Genomic DNA, 17,323 nt, shown 5'->3' with positions numbered 1-17,323 from the left:
AGACCTTTCATGACCGATGTCGACAACGGATGGGACGAGCAGGACGGCGCCGAGGCGATGGATGACGACGTCATCGGCAAGGACGGCGAATTCCGCACCTTCGAGGAACTGCCCGACGTGCTGGATGTCACCCAGGCCGAGGGCGACGAGGACGACGATGACGCCCTGATCGGCGAGGAGCTGGACGACGACGAGATCATCGCGCTGGAGGAAGACGAAGCCGGCGATCCCGACGACGAGCGGCCCGAGGTCTTCGACGGCGAATAGGGGGCGCACGATGGCGGCGCGCAAGCTCGCGGCCTACCAGGCCAAGCGCGACTTCAAGCTCACGGCCGAACCCTCGGGCGAGGTCGAGGTCGCCGCGTCCGAGCGGGCGCGCTTCGTCATCCAGAAACACGACGCCACCCGGCTGCACTATGACCTGCGGCTGGAGCACGAGGGCGTCTTCCTGTCGTGGGCGGTAACCAAGGGCCCGTCGCGCGATCCGCACGACAAGCGCCTGGCCGTCCATGTCGAGGACCACCCCCTGGCCTATGGCGACTTCGAGGGCACGATCCCCGCGGGCCAGTACGGCGGCGGCACGGTGATGCTGTGGGATCGCGGCTGGTGGGCGCCCGAGCCGGGCTTCGACCTGGAGAAGGGCCTGAAGAAGGGCGAGATCAAGCTGGTCTTCGCCGGCGAGCGGATGAAGGGCGGCTATGTCCTCGTTCGCATCAACAACGACAAGTTCGCCAAGGGCGGATCGAGCGGCAAGCGCGAGAACTGGCTGCTGATCAAGCACCGCGATGAGTTCGCCATCGAGGGTGACCTCGACTTTCTGAACGACACGTCCTTCTCGATCGCCTCTGGTCGGACGATGGAACAGATCGCGGCGGGCAAGGGCAAGGCCCCGACGCCGTTCATGACCGCCAAGGCCGCCGCGTCGGACGCAGTGTGGAACAGCAATCGTTCGCCCGAGGCCAGCGCCGAGCGGGCGGCGGAAGAGACCGGCGCGCCCAGGGGCCGCGAGGCCAAGTCGCCGGCGCCCGCCGCTAAAGCGTCTTCTAGGGCGGCTCCAAAGGCGACGAAGAAGGCCCCCATGCCGGACTTCGTGCCGCCGCAGCTGTGCAAGCTGGTGGACCGCCCACCGGGCGGCGGGGACTGGGTCCACGAGATCAAGTTCGACGGCTATCGCATGCAGTTGCGCATCGAGGGCGGCAAGGTGACGCTGCGCACCCGCACCGGCCTGGACTGGAGCAAGCGGTTCCCCGACCTGGTCTCCGAGGCTGAGGATTTGCCCGACAGCCTGATCGACGGCGAAGTCGTCGCGCTCGACGAGTCCGGCTCGCCGACCTTCTCGGGCCTGCAGGCGGCGCTGTCGGAGGAGAAGACCGAAGAGCTGATCTTCTTCGCCTTCGACCTGCTGCACGAGCGCGGCGAGGATCTTACGGACCGCCCGCTTTCGGAGCGCAAGGCGCGTCTGAAGGCCCTGCTGCCGGCCTCCGGGCAAAAAGGGGGCGAGCGCATCCGCTATGTCGAGCACTTCCAGAGCGGCGGCGAGGCGGTGTTGCAGTCGGCCTGCAAGATGTCGCTCGAGGGCGTGGTCTCCAAGAAGCTGGACGCGCCGTACCGCTCGGGCAAGCCGGGGACCTGGACCAAGGCCAAGTGTCGCGCCGGCCACGAGGTGGTGATCGGCGGCTGGACCACCACGGGCGAGGCCTTCCGCTCGCTGATCGTCGGCATCTACAATGACGAGGGCCAGCTGGCCCATGTCGGCCGGGTCGGCACGGGCTTTAGCCGCGACAAGGTCGCCAAGCTGCTGCCGGCGCTCAAGAAACTGGCGCGCAAGACTTCGCCGTTCGGCGGCCAAGGGGCGTCCAAGGGGGGGGCGCCACGCGGCGGGGCCAACATCCACTGGGTGGATCCGGAGCTGGTCGCCGAGATAGAGTTCGCCGGCTTCACGGGAGACGGCTCGGTGCGCCAGGCGTCGTTCAAGGGACTCCGCGAGGACAAGCCCGCCAAGGCGGTCGAGGCCGAGACGCCAGCGCCGGTCGAGGACGTCGAGCTGGCCCAGCCTAAGGTGACGACGGCCACGCCAAGACGCGCTGGCGGCAAGGCCCAGGTGCTGGGCGTGGCGATCTCCAATCCCGACAAGCCGCTGTGGCCCGACGCCTCCGACGGGACGCCGGGGACCAAGCTGGACCTGGCGGCGTATTTCGAGGCGGTCGGGCCCTGGATGCTGGAGCACGTCAAGGGCCGGCCCTGCTCGGTGATCCGCATGCCCGACGGCATCAAGGGCGAAACGTTCTTCCAGCGCCATTCGGGCAAGGGTGTCTCGGCCCTGATCGACGAGGTCACGGTCAGCGGCGACCGCAAGCCTTACCTGATGTTCAACACGGTCGAGAGCCTGGTCGCGGCGGCGCAGTGGGGGGCGACCGAGCTGCATCCCTGGAATTGCCAACCCGGCGAGCCCGAGGTTCCGGGACGGCTGGTCTTCGACCTGGATCCCGCGCCGGACGTGCCGTTCGACGCCGTGGTCGAGGGGGCGCGGGAGATCCGCGACCGGCTGGAGGCGCTGGGGCTGGTCCCGTTCTGCAAGACCACCGGCGGCAAAGGGCTGCACGTGGTGACGCCCCTGAAGGGGAGCAAGGTGGACTGGGACGCCGCCAAGGCCTTCGCCCGCGAGGTCTGCGCCCGCATGGCCGCCGACAGTCCCGAGCAGTACCTGATCACCATGGCCAAGAAGGAGCGGGGCGGGCGGATCTTCCTGGACTATCTGCGCAACGACCGCATGAGCACCGCGGTCGCGCCGCTGTCGCCACGCGGTCGGCCCGGGGCGCCGGTCTCGTGGCCGGTGGCCTGGACCCAGGTGAGGAAGGGGCTGGAACCGTCGCGGTTCAACATTCGCACCGCGCCGGGGCTGCTGAAGGATCTCGACGCCTGGGACGCCTATGCCGACAGCGAGCGCGACTTGGCGGCGGCGATCAAGAAGCTGGGGACGAAGGGCTCGCGGTAGGGATCGCCCAAATACCCGTATTCCCGGCGAAAGCCGGGACTCAGATTCATCCTGAGCGCACCGGTTGGTCGCGCCGACAACCGCGCCAAGACCTCCGACGCCCTGGGTTCGATCTGGGCCCCGGCTTTCGCCGGGGAAGCGGATTGGAGGGATCAGCTCGCCTTCTTCCTCGGCGCGGCCTTGTGCGCCGGCGCCTTGGTCGCGGCCTTCTTCGCCGTTGGCTTGGCCTTGGCCGGGGCCTTGCCCAGGCTGGCGCGCAACGCTTCCATCAGGTCGACGACATTGGTGTCCGCCGGCTCCTCGACCACCACCTTGCGGCCCTTGCCCTTGCGCTTTTCCTTGATCAGGGCGCGCAGGGCGTCCTCGTAGCGGTCGTTGAACTGCTCCGGATCGAACGGGCCTTCCTTCTGCTCGATGATCTTCTGGGCGATCTGGATCATCGCCGCGTCGGGCTTTTGGTCTGGAATGGCGTCGAAGAAGGCGGCCGCGTCGCGAACCTCGTCGTGGCTGCGCAGGCTCCAGGCGACCATGCCGTTGTCACGCGGCTCGATGGCCAACAGCCGCTCGCGCTGGTGCATGACCACGCGGCCCAGGGCGACCTGGCCTTCCTTGGTCATGGCCTCTTGGATCACGCCATAGGCCTCGGCCGCCAGCTTGCCGTCGGGGACCAGGAAGTACGGGTTGTCCCAGTACAGGCGGTCGATCTCGGCGGCGGGCACGAAGCGCTCGATGTCGATCGTGCGCGTGCTCTCCAGGCGAACGCTGTCGATCTCGTCCTGGGTGACGACGATGTACTCACCCTTCTCGTACTCGTAGCCCTTGACGATGTCCGAGCGCTCGATGGGGCCCAGGTCCGGGTCGGTCGGGATCATCCGGATCCGGTTGTGCGTCTTCTTGTGCAGCATGTTGAAGCGCACGTCGCCGCCCGTGTCGGTGGCGGTGTACATCGCGACGGGACAGGTCACGAGCGACAGACGCAGGTGGCCCTGCCAGGTGGGACGGCCGGCGGCCATGGGCGTTTCTCCTCGGTCAGGCTTCGGCGTACGAGGCCTGGGCGGCCTCGAGGAAGCGGATCACGGCCAGTTCGAAGGCGCGCTCGGAGCGCCCCGCCTTCAGCGGCAGCACGCCCTGCTGGTAGGCCTCCAGCACCAGCGGGTGGATGTACGAGCCCCGGCAGACGGCGGCCGTGTTGCCCAGGAGGCCTGCCACCGCTTTCACGCAGGTGTTGACGTTGCGCTTGGCCTCGGTGGCGCTGCCGGCCTTGGGGACCAGGCATAGGGCGCGGGCGGCGGCCAAGGTGCCGGCCCAGGTGCGGAAGTCCTTGGCCGAGAAATCCTCGCCGATCGTGGCGCGGATATAGGCGTTGACGTCGGCGCTCTCGACCGAGCGGCGTTGGACGTCGTCGTCCAGGTACTGAAACAGCCGCTGGCCGGGCACGTCCTGACAGGCCTTGACGATGCGGGCCAGGCGGCGGTCGCGGAAGCCGGTCACGTGGACCTTGCCGCTCTTGCCCTTGAACTGGAACGTACCCCCGACACTGGACAATTTGGCGTGGCGGTCGCGTAGCGTCGTCAGGCCGAAGCTCTTGTTGGCCTGGGCGTATTCCTCATTGCCGACCCGGATCAGGGTCAGCTCCATCAGGCGGACGACGGCGGCGATGACCTTGTCGCGCGGCAGGCCTCGCCGGGCGAGGTCCTTCTCGACGCGGGCCCGCAGCCTGGGCAGAGCGCGGCCGAAGGCGATCATCCGCCCGAACTTCAGCCCGTCGCGGTCGCGCCGCCAGGCGTCGTGATAGCGGTACTGCTTGCGGCCCTTCTGGTCGCGGCCGGTCGCCTGGATGTGGCCGCGCGGCGAGGGACAGATCCAGACGTCGGTCCAGGCCGGCGGAATGGCCAGCAGCCGGATGCGCTCCAGCGTGGCGGCGTCGCTCACGCGGTCACCTTCGGGATCGCGATAGTCGAAGCCGTCGCCGGCCTTGACCCGGCGCAGGCCGGGATCGTCGTCATTGACGTAGAGAAGGCCGGTCGAGACCGGCGGGAAATCGATCGTGTCGCGCGGCATTTGGCCAGCCCTTCGTCACCGCTCCGTCGCCGGATCAACGGGGCGGGGAGGGCGTGGTTCCGGCCACGAAAAAGGCTCGCGACGCGAACGCCGCGAGCCTGGGATTTCGCCGCTGGGCTAGGACTAGAACTCGTAGCGTAGCGAGACCTGCATGTACCACAGCGACAGGCCCGTATTGCGGGTCTTGGTTACCGTGGTCGGGACGCTGGAATAGCGGTAGCGATCGCAGGTGGCGCTGTTGGTCCCGACGGCGGCGCCGTTCGCGTCGGCGCAGTCGACGCGGGCCAGGGTGTTGATGTCATTGTATTCCGACACCAGACCCCAGTCGCGGTTGATCAGGTTCAGCAGGTTGCGCACATCGACCTGGACCTTCAGCTTGTGGCCGTTGATCAGGGTCGGCAGTTCCTGGCTGAACTGGGCGTCCAGGCGGTTGACCGGCGCGTTGGTGTTGGAGTTCTTCTCCACCAAGCCGGTCGGCAGGTTGAACTGGGTGACGTACTTCCTGAACAGCGCCAGGTCGTTCGCCGTGGCGAACCGGACGATGCCGAAGTCCAGGCCGCTGGCGCCGCCGTTGCCGCTGAGGTCCGGCACATACAGCATCTGGGCGGTGCGGTTGACGCCGAACACCTGGCTGCGGCCCGACTGGCGGTCCTGCATGTAGAAGCCGAACGGCCGGCCGTCCTGGCGCTCGGCGAAGAGCGTCACGCGGGTCTCGTTGTCGCCGAAGAACTTCTTGCGATAGCTGAACTCGGCCTTATAGCGGTTCTTGATCTCGTAGACCGAGCGGCCCAGGTAATCGCGGTTGGGGTCCATGCCGGCGGCGACGCCGCCGTACAGCGAGCCGGCCGTGGTGCCGAAGAACAGGCCGGCGTTGATGTCGTTCATGTTCTGGCGTGCATAGCCCAGCGAGACGTCGCCGCCCCAGTCGAAGCGCTTGGAGATCTGGGCCGAGGCGGTCCAGCTCTCGCCCTTGTCGGCGTTGGTGACGATGACGTCGCGGTTCGAGCCGAGGTTGGTCGACCATTTGCCGGGCGTCGTGGCGGCCAGGCCGTCATAACGGATGCGGCCGTCCGGCAGGAACTTCTGCACGCCGTCGATCACCAGCGGCTGGGCGCGGCTGTCGTAATAGGTGATCTCGTTTTGGGCCTGGGTGGCGATGTAGTTGACCGTGGCGGTCCAGCCCTCGGTCCACTTGCCCGACCCGCGCCACTCGCCGGACAGATAGAGCTTCCACTGACCCGGCATCTCGAAGCTGGGCGACAGGGCGATCACCTCGCTGAGCGGTGGGATGGTCGGCGATCCGCTCAGGGTGCCTTGCTGCAGTTGCTGGACGACCGACGGGACGGCCAGGCCGAACTTGCTGTCGGTGTTCAGCCCGTCTAGCGCCGTCGAGCCAATGGCCTGGGTGAAGCCGGGCGTGCCGCCGGTCTCGGTGAAGGTGCCGTTGCTGTTGCGCTGGATGGTGACCTGGCTGGTCGCATAGCCGGTATTGTAGAACGAGATGCCGGTCAGCACGTCGGGCGAGCCGCCCGCGAACAGGCCGAAGCCCCCGGTGAAGCGCAGGTTGTCGGTCGCCTTCCAGTCGGCCGAGACGCGCGGCATGAAGACGTGCAGGCCGTCGATGGTCTTCTGGTTGGAAAAGCCGTTCCGGCTGGTGAAGTTCGGGTTCAGGATCGGACGGTCCGGCTCGTCGTACCAGTCGAAGCGGACGCCCGCCGAGACCTGCAGGTTGTCGGTGATGTCCAGGGTGTCCTGGGCGAAGCCCGAATAGGTCCAGTAGGTGCTGTCGAAGGCCGCGGCGTTCGGATTGCCCGTCACGGAGTTGGCGTAGATCAGCTGGCTGGCGCGGCCGGCCTGATAGTCGGCGATGGAGTCGAAATAGTACTGGCCGCGCGCATTAGGCACGAAGACGTCGAACACGTCGGCCTTGCGGGCCTGGGCGCCGAACTTGAAGCGGTTCTCGCGCCAGCTGTACTCGGCCGTCGCCTGATAGCGGGTCTCCTGCTCGTCCAGGGCGTTGGCGTGGCGGAACTGGTCGGGGCCGAAAAAGACCTGCGAGAAGCCGGCCGCGCAGCTGGTCAGGGTGGCGTCCGAGGTCGGGGCGGCGCAGATGCGCACGTCCGAGAAGTTCTGGCCGCCGGGCGGGTTCTGGCCGTTGCGGTAGTCGCGATAGGTCGCTTTCAGCGTGGTCGACAGGTTGTCGGTCCAGTTGGAGTGGATCTCCAGCGTCGTGGCCTCGTCGCTGTTGGCCTGCTGGTACCAGTGAGAGAACAGGGAGGCGACGCCGGCGGCCAGGTCGGTGCGCTGGAACGAGCTGCTCTCGGCGTAGCGGTAGGTCAGGCTGGCGCGGTGCTTGTCGCTGATGTTCCAGTCGATCTTGGCCGAGTACTTCTTGTCGGTGACCGGCGCGGTCAGTGGGATGCCGCCCAGGCTGTAGTCGCTGGCGTAATTGTTGTTGTAGGTGCTGACGATCGAGTCGAACGTCGCCTGGGTCAGGCCATTCGAGAAGGTGTTGACCGCGCCCGAGCCTGGCGCGCCGAACTGGGTGGTGTCCAGGGTCTTGTAGGTCTCGTAGCTGACCGCGAAGAACAGCTTGTCCTTGATGATCGGGCCCGACAGGAACCCGCCGTAGTTCTTCTGGCTGATGGTCTGCGGCACGCGGGTGTCGCTGTAGTGACGGCCGACCATGCCCTCGTTCAGGTAGTTCACGAAGCCGACACCGTGGAAGCTGTTGCCGCCCGAACGCAGCACTAGGTTCAGAGCGCCGCCGACGAAGTCGCCATTCTCGACGTCGGTCGGCACGGCCGCGATCGCGAACTGCTCGACCGCGTCTAGGGTGACCGGGCCACGCGCCGTACTCATGCCACCCTGGGCCAGGCCGAAGTTGTCCTGGGCCGAGACGCCGTCGACGGTCAGGCGATTGAAGCGCGGGTTCGAGCCGGCGATCGAGATGCCGCCGCCATTGGTGCCGCCACGGGCGCCCGACAGGTCCTGGGCCACCAGGATGTCGCGACGGGCGAAGTCACGCGGGTCGCGGGTCACGGTCACGACCGAGTTCAGATCGTCGCGGTTCAGGACCGTCTTGGGGCCCTGATCATTGTTGCCCCGGCTGGCGGCCGAGACGACCACGGCCTCGACCTCCGCGTTGTCGCCCAGCTCGACGGCCAGGTCGGTGGTCTTGCCCAGGCTGAGGAAGAGGTCGGTATAGGTCTTGGCCCCGCCGTCGGGCGTGGTGACCGTCACCGTATAGGGACCGCCCACCCGCAGGCCGCGCGCGTCGAACGCGCCGCTGGCTCCGGTCATGGTCGCGCTGCGCGTGCCCGAAGGCGTGTGCAGCACGGTGACGCTGGCGTTCGCGACGGCCACCCCGTTGTTGTTTACCTGCCCGTGCAGGGCGGCGGTGGTCTCCTGAGCATAGACTGCGCTCCCCATCGCCAGCGCCATAGCGCCAAGGGCGGCCCCCGCCGCCAATCGCTTCATCGAAACCATGTGAATCCCCTCGTTGCGGTCACGAAACCGCTGGAAAACATCATGGTGATTTTTCACATCGACACAGACAGGAGCCGGCGCGTCGAGGGGCGTCCGCGGACGCCTTGCCTGCGAATTGGACGGCGTTCGCCGATGAACGGTCGTTCGCTAGGCGGGCGACGCGACCGGCAGCGACCACCAAGTAAGAATTTACTTCGTGTGCGGACCGTCGAACTGAGTCGCGGGGTCGTTTCGGCCAAAAGAAAACCCGCGTCACCGGCAGAGTGCGCGGGCTCTTTCAGGCCGGCTTGCGCGGGCGAATTTGGCGACTACGGCGCCTCGTCGTCCACCATGGCGCGGACCAGGTCGACGACCCGGCGGCGCAGGCGGCGATCGGCCAGGCGCGGGAACAGGCTGGCCAGCTCCAGACCCTCGGGCGTGGAGACGAACTCGGTCATGCGCTGGGCGAAGCCGTCGTCGATGCCGCCGTCGGTCTCATCGAGGCCTTCGAAGAAGTAGGACACCGGGGCCTGTAGTAGCTTGGCCGCGTCGTACAGCTTGCTGGCGCTGATGCGATTGGCGCCGCGCTCGTACTTCTGGATCTGCTGGAAGGTGATGCCGAGGGCGTCGGCGACCTGGGTCTGGCTCAGGCCCATCATCTTACGGCGAATTCTCAGCCGAGCGCCCACATACAGATCAACGGGGTGGGCCGGTTCGGCTGCGGGTCGATCGTTCATCCGCCTCAATTCCCTCCAACGCCGCATGGCGGCCTCGTGCCAATATTAACGGATATAGACCGAGCTTGGCCGCGTCGTCACGTCCGGGCGTGCACGGAACGGGTCTTCGCGCCAAAGTGTCGCGCTCGATTCACTACCGTTAACGATGATTAAGCCGCGCCTGACGTGGTCGTTCCGGACTTGACGTCCGTCTTCCCGGAAGGTGTTTGCGCGCCATGAACGTTCAAACTGGGGCGCGTATCGCCGTGGCTGGGGCCGGGGCTTTGGGATCAGCCGTGGCGCTGCGCCTGGCGCGGGCGGGCTTTTCCGTCACCGTCTTCGACTCGGCCCCCTCGGGCGAAAACGCCTCGGGCGTGGCGGCCGGCATGCTGGCGCCGGTCAGCGAGGCCCTGTTCGATCCGGTCTCGCGCGATCACCTGGACCTGATGCGCCGCGCCCGCGACCTGTGGCCGGCCTTCGCCGAGGACCTGGGACTCGAGATCGTCCGAGCGGGGGTTCGAATCGAGGGCTCCGAATCCTGGCGGGGTCAGGTCGATCGACGCCTGCGCGACCTGGGCCTGCCCTCGGCGGCGACCATTGCCGAGGACTGGCGCATCGAAGCGCGGCCGGCGCTGCGAACGTTGCGCGCCGCCGCCGAGGCCGCCGGCGCCCGCTTCGAGGCGCGCTTGGTCGAGTCGTTCGCGCCGGGCGTCCTGCGCCTGAGCGGTGGCGGCGTGGAGGCCTTTGACGTGCTGGTGCTGGCCACCGGTCCCGGCGTCCGCGCCGGACGCCTGGCGCCCGAGACCGCCGCCCTGGCCCCGATCAAGGGCCAGATCCTGCGAACGGACGCGGCGACGGACGATCCGGCGGTGGTGCGCGGCGAGGGCGTTTATCTGGCGCCCGGCGAGACGCTGGCGGTCGGCGCCACCATGGAGGTCGGTCGCGACGATCTCTCGCCCGACGCCTCGGCGACCCAGGCCCTGCGGGCGGCGGCCTGGGCCTTGCGCCCGGACCTGGATCTGGGCCAGGCCGAGGTCGAGGTGGGCGTGCGCGTCACCACGCCCGACGGCCTGCCTCTGGTGGGTTGGAGCGCGGCGCCCGGCGTGCTGCTGGCCGTGGGCGCGCGGCGCAACGGCTGGCTACTCGCGCCGCTTGTGGCAGACATGGTCGCGGCGTATCTGAATGGTGATAACCCGGGCCCCGACGCCGACGCCATGGACGCGCGTCGCTTCGAGGAGCCCGAGACCTAAGAGAACCAAGGCGCGCAGGGGAGTAGGGCCGGATGTCCGGATTGTGGTTGACCGAAGAGCAGGAAGCCATTCGCGAGGGCGTGGCCAAGGTGTGCGCGGCCTTCGACGACGAGTACTGGCGGCGCACCGACGAGACCGGAAACTTCCCCGAGGAATTTGTCGCCGCCATCGCCGAAGGGGGATGGCTGGGCGTGGCCATGCCCGAGAGCGTCGGCGGGGCGGGCCTAGGGCTGACGGAAGCGGCCGTGATGATGCAGACCGTGGCCCAGTCGGGCGCGGGCTTCTCGGGCGCCAGCGCGATCCACCTGAACATCTTCGGCCCGATGCCGCTGGTGAAGTTCGGATCGGACGAGCAGCGCGAGCGCCTGCTGCCTCGGATCATCTCGGGCGAGGACAAGATGTGCTTCGCCGTCACCGAGCCGAACTCGGGCCTCGACACCTCCAGTCTGGAGACGCGAGCCGAGAAGGTCGACGGCGGCTATCGCCTGAACGGCCGCAAGATCTGGACCACCGGCGCCCAGCGCGCCAACAAGATCCTGATCATCGCTCGCACCACGCCCAAGGATCAATGCGCCAAGCCGACGCAAGGGCTGAGCCTTTTCTACACCGACCGCGAGAAGATCGAGGCCAAGCCGATCCCGAAGATGGGCCGCAAGGCCGTCGAGTGTAACATGCTCTTCATCGAGGACCTGTTCGTGCCGGCCCAGGATCTGGTCGGCGAGGAGGGCAAGGGCTTCCAATACCTGCTGCATGGCCTCAATCCCGAGCGCGTACTGTTCGCCGTCGAGGCCATCGGCCTGGGCCGCGCGGCGCTGGCCAAGGCGACCACCTACGCTAACGAACGCATCGTGTTCGGCCGACCGATCGGCAAGAACCAGGGCGTGGCCCATCCGCTGGCCAAGTCGTGGGCCGAGCTCGAAGCGGCCAACCTGCTGGCCTTCAAGGCCGCCGCCCTCTACGACCAGGGCAAGGACTGCGGGGCCGAGGCCAATGCCGCGAAGTACCTGGGCGCCGAGGCCGGCTTCCACGCCTGCGAGAATTCGGTGCTGGCGCATGGCGGCATGGGCTACGCCAAGGAGTACGACGTCGAACGCTACTTCCGCGAGGCGATGATCGCCCGGATCGCCCCGGTCAGTCGCGAGATGATCCTGAACTTCATCGCCGAACGCGTGCTGGGCCTGCCCAAGAGCTACTAATCCAAGGGGAAAGGCCGGGTCGCGGAAGGCGCGACCCGGCCGCCGTTTCAACGTCGGAGGAGGGCTTAAGCGCCCGCGTTGAACCGGATCGGGATGCGCACGGTCGCGCCGTCGACGGCCTCGCCATTCTCCGTCTGCGGCTTCATCTTGAAGAAGCGCGAGACCTTCAGGGCGGCGGCGCCAAAGCCTTCGTCCGCCGGGGTTTCCGACAGCACTGTGCAGTCGTGCACCGCGCCGTTCACCGCCACCACGCAGTTCAAGGTCGCCGCGCCTGAAACGCCACGCCGCACGGCGCTGTCCGGATAGTAGCGGGCGATCTCATCCGCCGAGGGCAGCTTCAGCCAGTTGGCCCGGGTGATGACCTTGGGCTGCGGCGCCGGAGGGGCCGGGGGCGCGGGTGGCGTCGGCGTCAGGGTCGTGATGGGACCCGTCGCCGGCGGGCCTTCCGTCCTGATCGTCGGATCGGCGACCAGCGGCGGCGGCGGCTCGAACGGCGTCTGCAGCGGCGCGTGGAGCTTGGGCGCGGCGGCCTGAGGCGGCGGCTGATCGGTCGGCGGGGGAGGGGGCGGCGGCTTGGGCGGCGTGTAGATCGGCTGGAGCACCAGGGTGGTGTCCTCGACCATCGGCGGCAGCGGCGCGACGTACTTCTGATAGGCCAGATAGCCGATCAGACCGATATGCAGCGCACCCGAGACGCCCAGGCCGATCAGCAGCGCCTTCGAAGGCTTGCGCGGCGGAGCGTCCAGGCCGGGAATGCCGGAGCCGTTGGGGTTGAGAGCCAGGGCCATGTCGACCTCCTAGATGAAACTACATCTGTGAAATCAGGTCAGCATGGATGCTCGGTGGTGTAAATTGACAATCGTAATCTTATCGCTGATTTTTCTTACGCCTGTAAGATAGGGTGCGGCATCTCGTCTCCGCGCGGCGCGGTGTGAACGTGGTTAATTCGCTATTAACCATGATCGCCGACTCCTGAGGCCCATGCCCGCCGTCAGTTCCATCCGCAGCGTCGTCGAGTCGGCGATCCAGCGCGCTTCCAGCGCGACCGGAGTCGACTTCACGTTCCTGATGGGGACCGCCAAGCGCGAGAGCGGCTTCAACCCGATCGCCAAGGCCAGGACGTCGTCGGCCTCGGGCTTGTTTCAGTTCGTCGACCAGACCTGGCTCTCGACGCTGAAGAAGCATGGCTCCAAGTACGGCTACGCCCGCTACGCCGACCTGATCTCGCAAGGGTCTGACGGGCGCTATCGGGTCGACGGCGACGAGGCTCGCAAGGCCGTGCTGAGCCTGAAGACCGACCCGCACGCCGCCGCCTTGATGGCTGGCGAGCTCGCCTCGGACCACGCGTCCTACCTGCGGGGCCGGGTGGGGCGCTCGCCCACGGCCGGCGAGCTCTACGCCGCCCACTTCCTGGGCCCGTCGGGTTCGGCCCGTCTGATCGAGGCGGCGACCGCCTCGCCCGGCGCCAACGCCGCGGCCATGTTCCCTGACGCCGCCCAGGCCAACCGCTCGATCTTCTACAAGGACGGCCGCGCCGCCACGGTCGGCGAGGTCTACGCCAACCTGACCAAGACCGGTGGCGCCACCCGCGTCGATCCGGGCCCGTCGGCGCCGGTTGTCGAGCCTGACCAGGGCTTCCTGCAGTACGCCAGCGGCCGGCGCCTGGAGCACATCCGCCAGCAGGAGGCGATGGTCGACCTGATCCTGCGCGGCTCGCAGGACGCCGGCAATCCGTTCGGCGGGTCCGACACCGCCAGCATGGGCGGGGGTCAGCGTCTGGCCAGCTCGATGTTCTCGGCCGAGATGCTGCGCGTGCTGGCCGACGCCAACGACAAGATCAATCGCTGACGGCCTTCAGGGCCGCCACGCGCGCCTCGTCCCAACCCAGCTCCCTGAACACCGCCGCCGTGTCCGCGCCCAGCTTCGGGGCGGGGCCGCGCGGGCCGTCCTCCGAACCCGGAAAACGGGCGGGAGCCGCGGGCGCCTTGAAGGTCCCACCCTGACCGTCCGGCGTGTCGACGAAGCAGCCGGCGGCCTCCGCCTGTTCATCGGCCGCCAACTCGCGCGGGGTCTGGTAGGGCGCCCAGGTGATGTCGCCGGCGTCCAGCGCGGCGGCGGCGTCTTCATAGGTCATAGCCCCGAAGGCCTCGTCCAGGATGTCGACCAGGGTCTGGCCGTGCTCCCGGCGGGCCTTGGCCGAGGCGAAGCGTGGATCGTCGACCAGCTCGGGACGGCCGGCGGCCGCGGCGATGCGTGGCCAGTCGACGCTGCCCTGGCGCGGCAGCAGGCAGATCCAGCGGCCGTCAGCGGTCCTGTAGAAATTGGCCAGGGGCTGCACCGACTCACGCCGGCCGCGCGTCGAGGCCAGCTTCCCGAAGCGCAACTGGATCGCCATGTCCGAACCGATGGCGTAGACGCCGGTGCGCAGCAGCGAGGTCTCGACCAGCCGACCTTGGCCCGTCCGCGTGCGCTCGTGGACCGCCGCGAGGATCGCGGACACCGTTGCGAGCGACGTGACGTGGTCGCCCATGCCCGTGCGGATCGGGAAGGGTTCGGCGCCCTTCGGCGCGGTGATCGATCCGACGCCGGCCCGTGACCAGAAGGCCGCCACGTCCATGCCGGGCTTGTCGCGGTCGGGACCGGTCAGGCCATAGCCCGTCAGGCTGCAATAGATCAGGCGCGGATTGACCGCCTTCAGCGTCTCGAAGTCGAGGCCGGCGCGGGCCAGGGCGGCGGGGCGGACATTGGTTAGGAAGATGTCGGCGGTCGCCGCCAGAGCCTTCAGCGCCTCGCGGCCCAGGTCGCTGCGGATGTCGAGGACGACCGCCCGCTTGCCCCGGTTGTCCAGCTCGAAGATCGGGTTGGCGTCCTGGTCCGAGCCGATGGTGTCGAAGAAGCGCCGCATGGGGTCGCCCTCGGGCGACTCGACCTTGATCACGTCGGCGCCCCAGTCCGCCATGATCCCGGCCGCGCCGGGAGCGGCGATATAGGTCGCCAGCTCGATGACGCGCAGTCCCTCCAGCATCGCATCCTCCCGTCTTTTCTCGTTGCGGCGAGTGTGCGGATCAGGACGGGGAATGGAAAGGCTTACCCAGCGGCAAGCCCTCCGTTCAAAAGAGGGGCGGGGCGGGCGGCTCGACCTTGAGAATACGCAGCAGCCGCTCGTGACCGTCCCGATCGGGCCACCGGATCGTCTGGCCGACGGAGAGTCCGATCAGGCCGGCGCCCACGAGGGAAAGGACCGAAATCTTGCCAGCCGCGATGTCGGCCTCCTTGGGGTAGACCAGCAGGACCGAGCGGGCCATGCCGTTGGCGTCGTCCTCGAAGCGGACGGTCGAGCGCATGCGGACGACGTGATCGGGCATGTCGGCGTCCGGGCGGACCTCGGCGCGGTCGATCTCGGCCAGCAGCATGTCGGCGGCCAGTGGCGCGGCTGGCTCCATCTGCAGGGCCAGGGTGGTTAGGGCTTCGACCTCGGTCTCAGCCATGATGATACGGGGACGCACGACGACGTCCGCTTGCGCGAGCATGAGAAGCTCCAGATTTGATGTGTTCAGGCGCGACGGCGCGCTCGGCGGACCGTCGATTGGCGGCAGGTTGATGTTCGCCCCGAACGGCCGCGACGCAGGCGCGGAGGTTCGGGGCTAGGAGCCTGCGAGCAGGCTACCGCCGTGATGGCGAAAACGCCGGAAGGTCGGGCGCGAGAACATGCGCCATTCTCCACCCCCGGCTCTTGTTGTCAAACCGGAGGGCGCGGTTCAGGCCGCTTCGGACTTGGTCTCGCCGCGATCCAGGGCGGCGGCGTCGGCCAGGGCGCGGGCGACGGCGGCCACGCTGACCGGTTTGCGCAGGACGATGTCGGCGCCGGCGCTCAGGAATTCGGAGGCTTCCTCGCCATCGCCGTCGATGATGGCCACGATGGGCGCGGCGCGGTTGGGGCCCTCGGCCTCGCGCAACGAGGCGGTGGCGCCGGGGCCGTCCAGCACCGGCATGCGGTGGTCCAGCATCAGGAGGTCGAACTCGGCGATCTTGGCCAGGTCGGCGGCGCGACGACCATTCTGGGCGTGGACGACCTGATGGCCCAGCTGTTCCAGGATGGCGCGCAGCATGGCCGCGTTCAGGGCGTCGTCCTCGGCGATCAGGATGCGCAGGGCGCGCGGCGCGCCCGACATGTCGACGGTCCCGTTATCCAGCTCTTCGGTGAGGTCGCACTCGGCGTCGGCGTCGAAGGGCAGGGATAGGGTGAAACAGCTGCCGACGCCCACGGCGCTGCGGGCGTCCAGCGCGCCGCCCATCAGGCGGGCCAGCTGACGCGACAGCGACAGGCCTAGGCCCGCCCCGTTGACGCCCGCGCCGGTGCGCTCGACGCGGCGGAAGGGCTCGAAGGCCTGCTCCATCTCCTCGGCCGAGAGGCCGGGGCCGGTGTCGGCGACCTCGATGGCGACCTGATCGTCGCGTAGTTCCAGGCGCACCTCGACACGGCCGCGCACGGTGTACTTGATCGCGTTGCCCAACAAGTTGGTGATGATCTGGCGCGTGCGCAGGGCGTCGGCGACCGTTGCGCCCTTATCGCGTCGCCGCAGCAGGGGATCGACATGGATCGCCAGCTCCAGCCCCTTGGTCCCCGCATGCGGCTTGTCCAGCAGAACCAGATCCTGGACCAGGCGGACGGAGTCGAACGGCCGGGCTTCGACCCGCAGCCGACCGGATTCGGCGGTCTCGGAGTCGAGCGTGGCGTTCAGCACAGACATCAGGTCCTGGGCGGCGTCGAGCGCGGCGTTAAGCTGTTCGCGCGAGGGCGCGGCGCGGCCGCCCCGGCCGGCGGCGGCCGCCAGCACGTGGGTGACGCCGGTCAGGCCGTTGCGGATCTCATGGCTCAGGGTGGCGACGATATCGGACTTCGAGCGCGCGGTGCGCTCAGCCGCCTCCAACACGCCCAGGCGTTCCTCGACCAGGCGCTCGTGGGCGACGGCCAGGCCATGCTGACGGCGGAACATGCGGTTGAGGATCATGCCCAGGGTCAGGGCCAGGGCCGAGGCGCCCCAGGTCATCACGCCGGCCTGACGGCCTTGCGGATGCGAGAACTGGGCGATCACCGGGCCAGCCGCCGCCAAAGGGGCGATGGTCAGCAGGGCCGGCAGGTAGGGCGCGGCGAAAAAGGCGCAGACCACCGCGCCCGCCGTGGCCAGCATCAGCAGGGTCTCGCGCGCGGGTCCGGCGCCCTGGGCCAGGATCGAGATCTGGACGACGCTCATCGCCCACATCAGGCCGCCCAGCACCTGGATCCGGGCCCGACGGTTAAGCTCTTGCGACGCTTCGTCGCGCAGCCAGTTCACCACGGCGTAGAAGGCGCCCCAGTTGATGGCGAAGATCGCGAAGCTGGCGCTCATCCAAAGGCGGTTCGTCGCGAACGATCCGACCCACACGAAAAGCGGCAGGCTGACCGCGAAAACCCCCAGCGCATAAGGCAAAAGCGCTGTTTGGGCGTCCAGCGCCTTGGCGAGTTGAGGGCCGTCCGTTGGGCTTGCTTTCAGGCGGCGCTCGGCGAGCAAGGTCGCGCTCCTTTCGATTGAGCGCGCACCTTACGGGAGCGTGGTTGGAACCCGGTTACGGCCTATCGTTAATCCACAGCTTCCT

Annotated in this window: 13 protein-coding genes; 5 read left to right on the top strand and 8 right to left on the bottom strand. The window is 68.3% G+C overall.

Annotation, left to right across the window (positions count from 1 at the left end):
• The first annotated feature begins 9 nt into the window (after positions 1-9).
• Both MZV50_RS18275 and ligD read left to right on the top strand, forming a co-directional pair.
• Positions 10-267, top strand: coding sequence for a hypothetical protein (locus tag MZV50_RS18275; RefSeq protein ID WP_252630722.1), 258 nt, complete (start codon positions 10-12; stop codon positions 265-267).
• 10 nt (positions 268-277) lie between these two features.
• Complete coding sequence (gene ligD / locus MZV50_RS18270; RefSeq protein WP_252630721.1) at positions 278-2,995, top strand: DNA ligase D; 2,718 nt, start codon at positions 278-280, stop codon at positions 2,993-2,995.
• A gap of 152 nt (positions 2,996-3,147) precedes the next feature.
• On the opposite strand, the gene ku is transcribed toward ligD, so the two are convergent.
• The 4 genes from ku to MZV50_RS18250 form a co-directional block, all read right to left on the bottom strand.
• A complete protein-coding gene (gene ku / locus MZV50_RS18265; protein ID WP_252630720.1) occupies positions 3,148-4,008 on the bottom strand; it encodes a non-homologous end joining protein Ku in 861 nt (286 codons plus the stop codon).
• Positions 4,009-4,024: 16 nt separating this feature from the next.
• Entirely contained in the window at positions 4,025-5,056 is a 1,032-nt protein-coding gene (locus MZV50_RS18260; RefSeq protein WP_252630719.1) for a DNA topoisomerase IB, read from the bottom strand.
• A 123-nt stretch (positions 5,057-5,179) separates the two neighbouring features.
• Complete coding sequence (locus MZV50_RS18255; RefSeq protein WP_252630718.1) at positions 5,180-8,545, bottom strand: TonB-dependent receptor; 3,366 nt, start codon at positions 8,543-8,545, stop codon at positions 5,180-5,182.
• Between the two features lie 308 nt (positions 8,546-8,853).
• Complete coding sequence (locus MZV50_RS18250) at positions 8,854-9,261, bottom strand: helix-turn-helix domain-containing protein (protein ID WP_223390965.1); 408 nt, start codon at positions 9,259-9,261, stop codon at positions 8,854-8,856.
• A 215-nt stretch (positions 9,262-9,476) separates the two neighbouring features.
• Here MZV50_RS18250 and MZV50_RS18245 point away from each other — a divergent pair, with 215 nt between their 5' ends.
• A complete protein-coding gene (locus MZV50_RS18245) occupies positions 9,477-10,490 on the top strand; it encodes an NAD(P)/FAD-dependent oxidoreductase (protein WP_252630717.1) in 1,014 nt (337 codons plus the stop codon).
• Between the two features lie 32 nt (positions 10,491-10,522).
• Positions 10,523-11,686 carry an acyl-CoA dehydrogenase family protein gene (locus MZV50_RS18240; RefSeq protein WP_252630716.1) on the top strand — a complete coding sequence of 388 codons (1,164 nt, stop codon included), beginning with the start codon at positions 10,523-10,525 and terminating at the stop codon, positions 11,684-11,686.
• A gap of 65 nt (positions 11,687-11,751) precedes the next feature.
• Here the strand turns inward: MZV50_RS18240 and MZV50_RS18235 are convergent, their stop codons facing one another.
• The gene (locus tag MZV50_RS18235) at positions 11,752-12,474 is read right to left on the bottom strand and encodes an energy transducer TonB (RefSeq protein ID WP_252630715.1); all 723 of its coding nucleotides are present in this window, start codon (positions 12,472-12,474) and stop codon (positions 11,752-11,754) included.
• A 193-nt stretch (positions 12,475-12,667) separates the two neighbouring features.
• Between MZV50_RS18235 and MZV50_RS18230 the strand changes: the two genes are divergently transcribed.
• Entirely contained in the window at positions 12,668-13,534 is an 867-nt protein-coding gene (locus tag MZV50_RS18230) for a lytic transglycosylase domain-containing protein (protein ID WP_252630714.1), read from the top strand.
• On the opposite strand, the gene MZV50_RS18225 is transcribed toward MZV50_RS18230, so the two are convergent.
• The 3 genes from MZV50_RS18225 to MZV50_RS18215 form a co-directional block, all read right to left on the bottom strand.
• A complete protein-coding gene (locus tag MZV50_RS18225) occupies positions 13,524-14,711 on the bottom strand; it encodes a CaiB/BaiF CoA transferase family protein (RefSeq protein ID WP_252630713.1) in 1,188 nt (395 codons plus the stop codon). The two genes, MZV50_RS18230 and MZV50_RS18225, sit on opposite strands and share 11 nt — an antisense overlap.
• An 85-nt stretch (positions 14,712-14,796) precedes the next feature.
• Positions 14,797-15,216 (bottom strand): nucleoside diphosphate kinase regulator, encoded by a 420-nt coding sequence (gene rnk, locus MZV50_RS18220; protein WP_252630712.1) that lies wholly within the window; start codon positions 15,214-15,216, stop codon positions 14,797-14,799.
• A 228-nt stretch (positions 15,217-15,444) separates the two neighbouring features.
• On the bottom strand, positions 15,445-17,238 hold the full coding sequence (locus MZV50_RS18215) for a hybrid sensor histidine kinase/response regulator (RefSeq protein WP_252630711.1): 1,794 nt from the start codon (positions 17,236-17,238) through the stop codon (positions 15,445-15,447).
• Positions 17,239-17,323: the final 85 nt, after the last annotated feature.

Origin of the sequence: Caulobacter segnis (assembly GCF_023935105.1) — a bacterium.
In the GTDB taxonomy this organism is placed as follows: domain Bacteria; phylum Pseudomonadota; class Alphaproteobacteria; order Caulobacterales; family Caulobacteraceae; genus Caulobacter; species Caulobacter segnis_B.
Note: the sequence above shows the minus strand (reverse complement) of the source record. Positions and strands in the feature narration are given on the sequence as shown.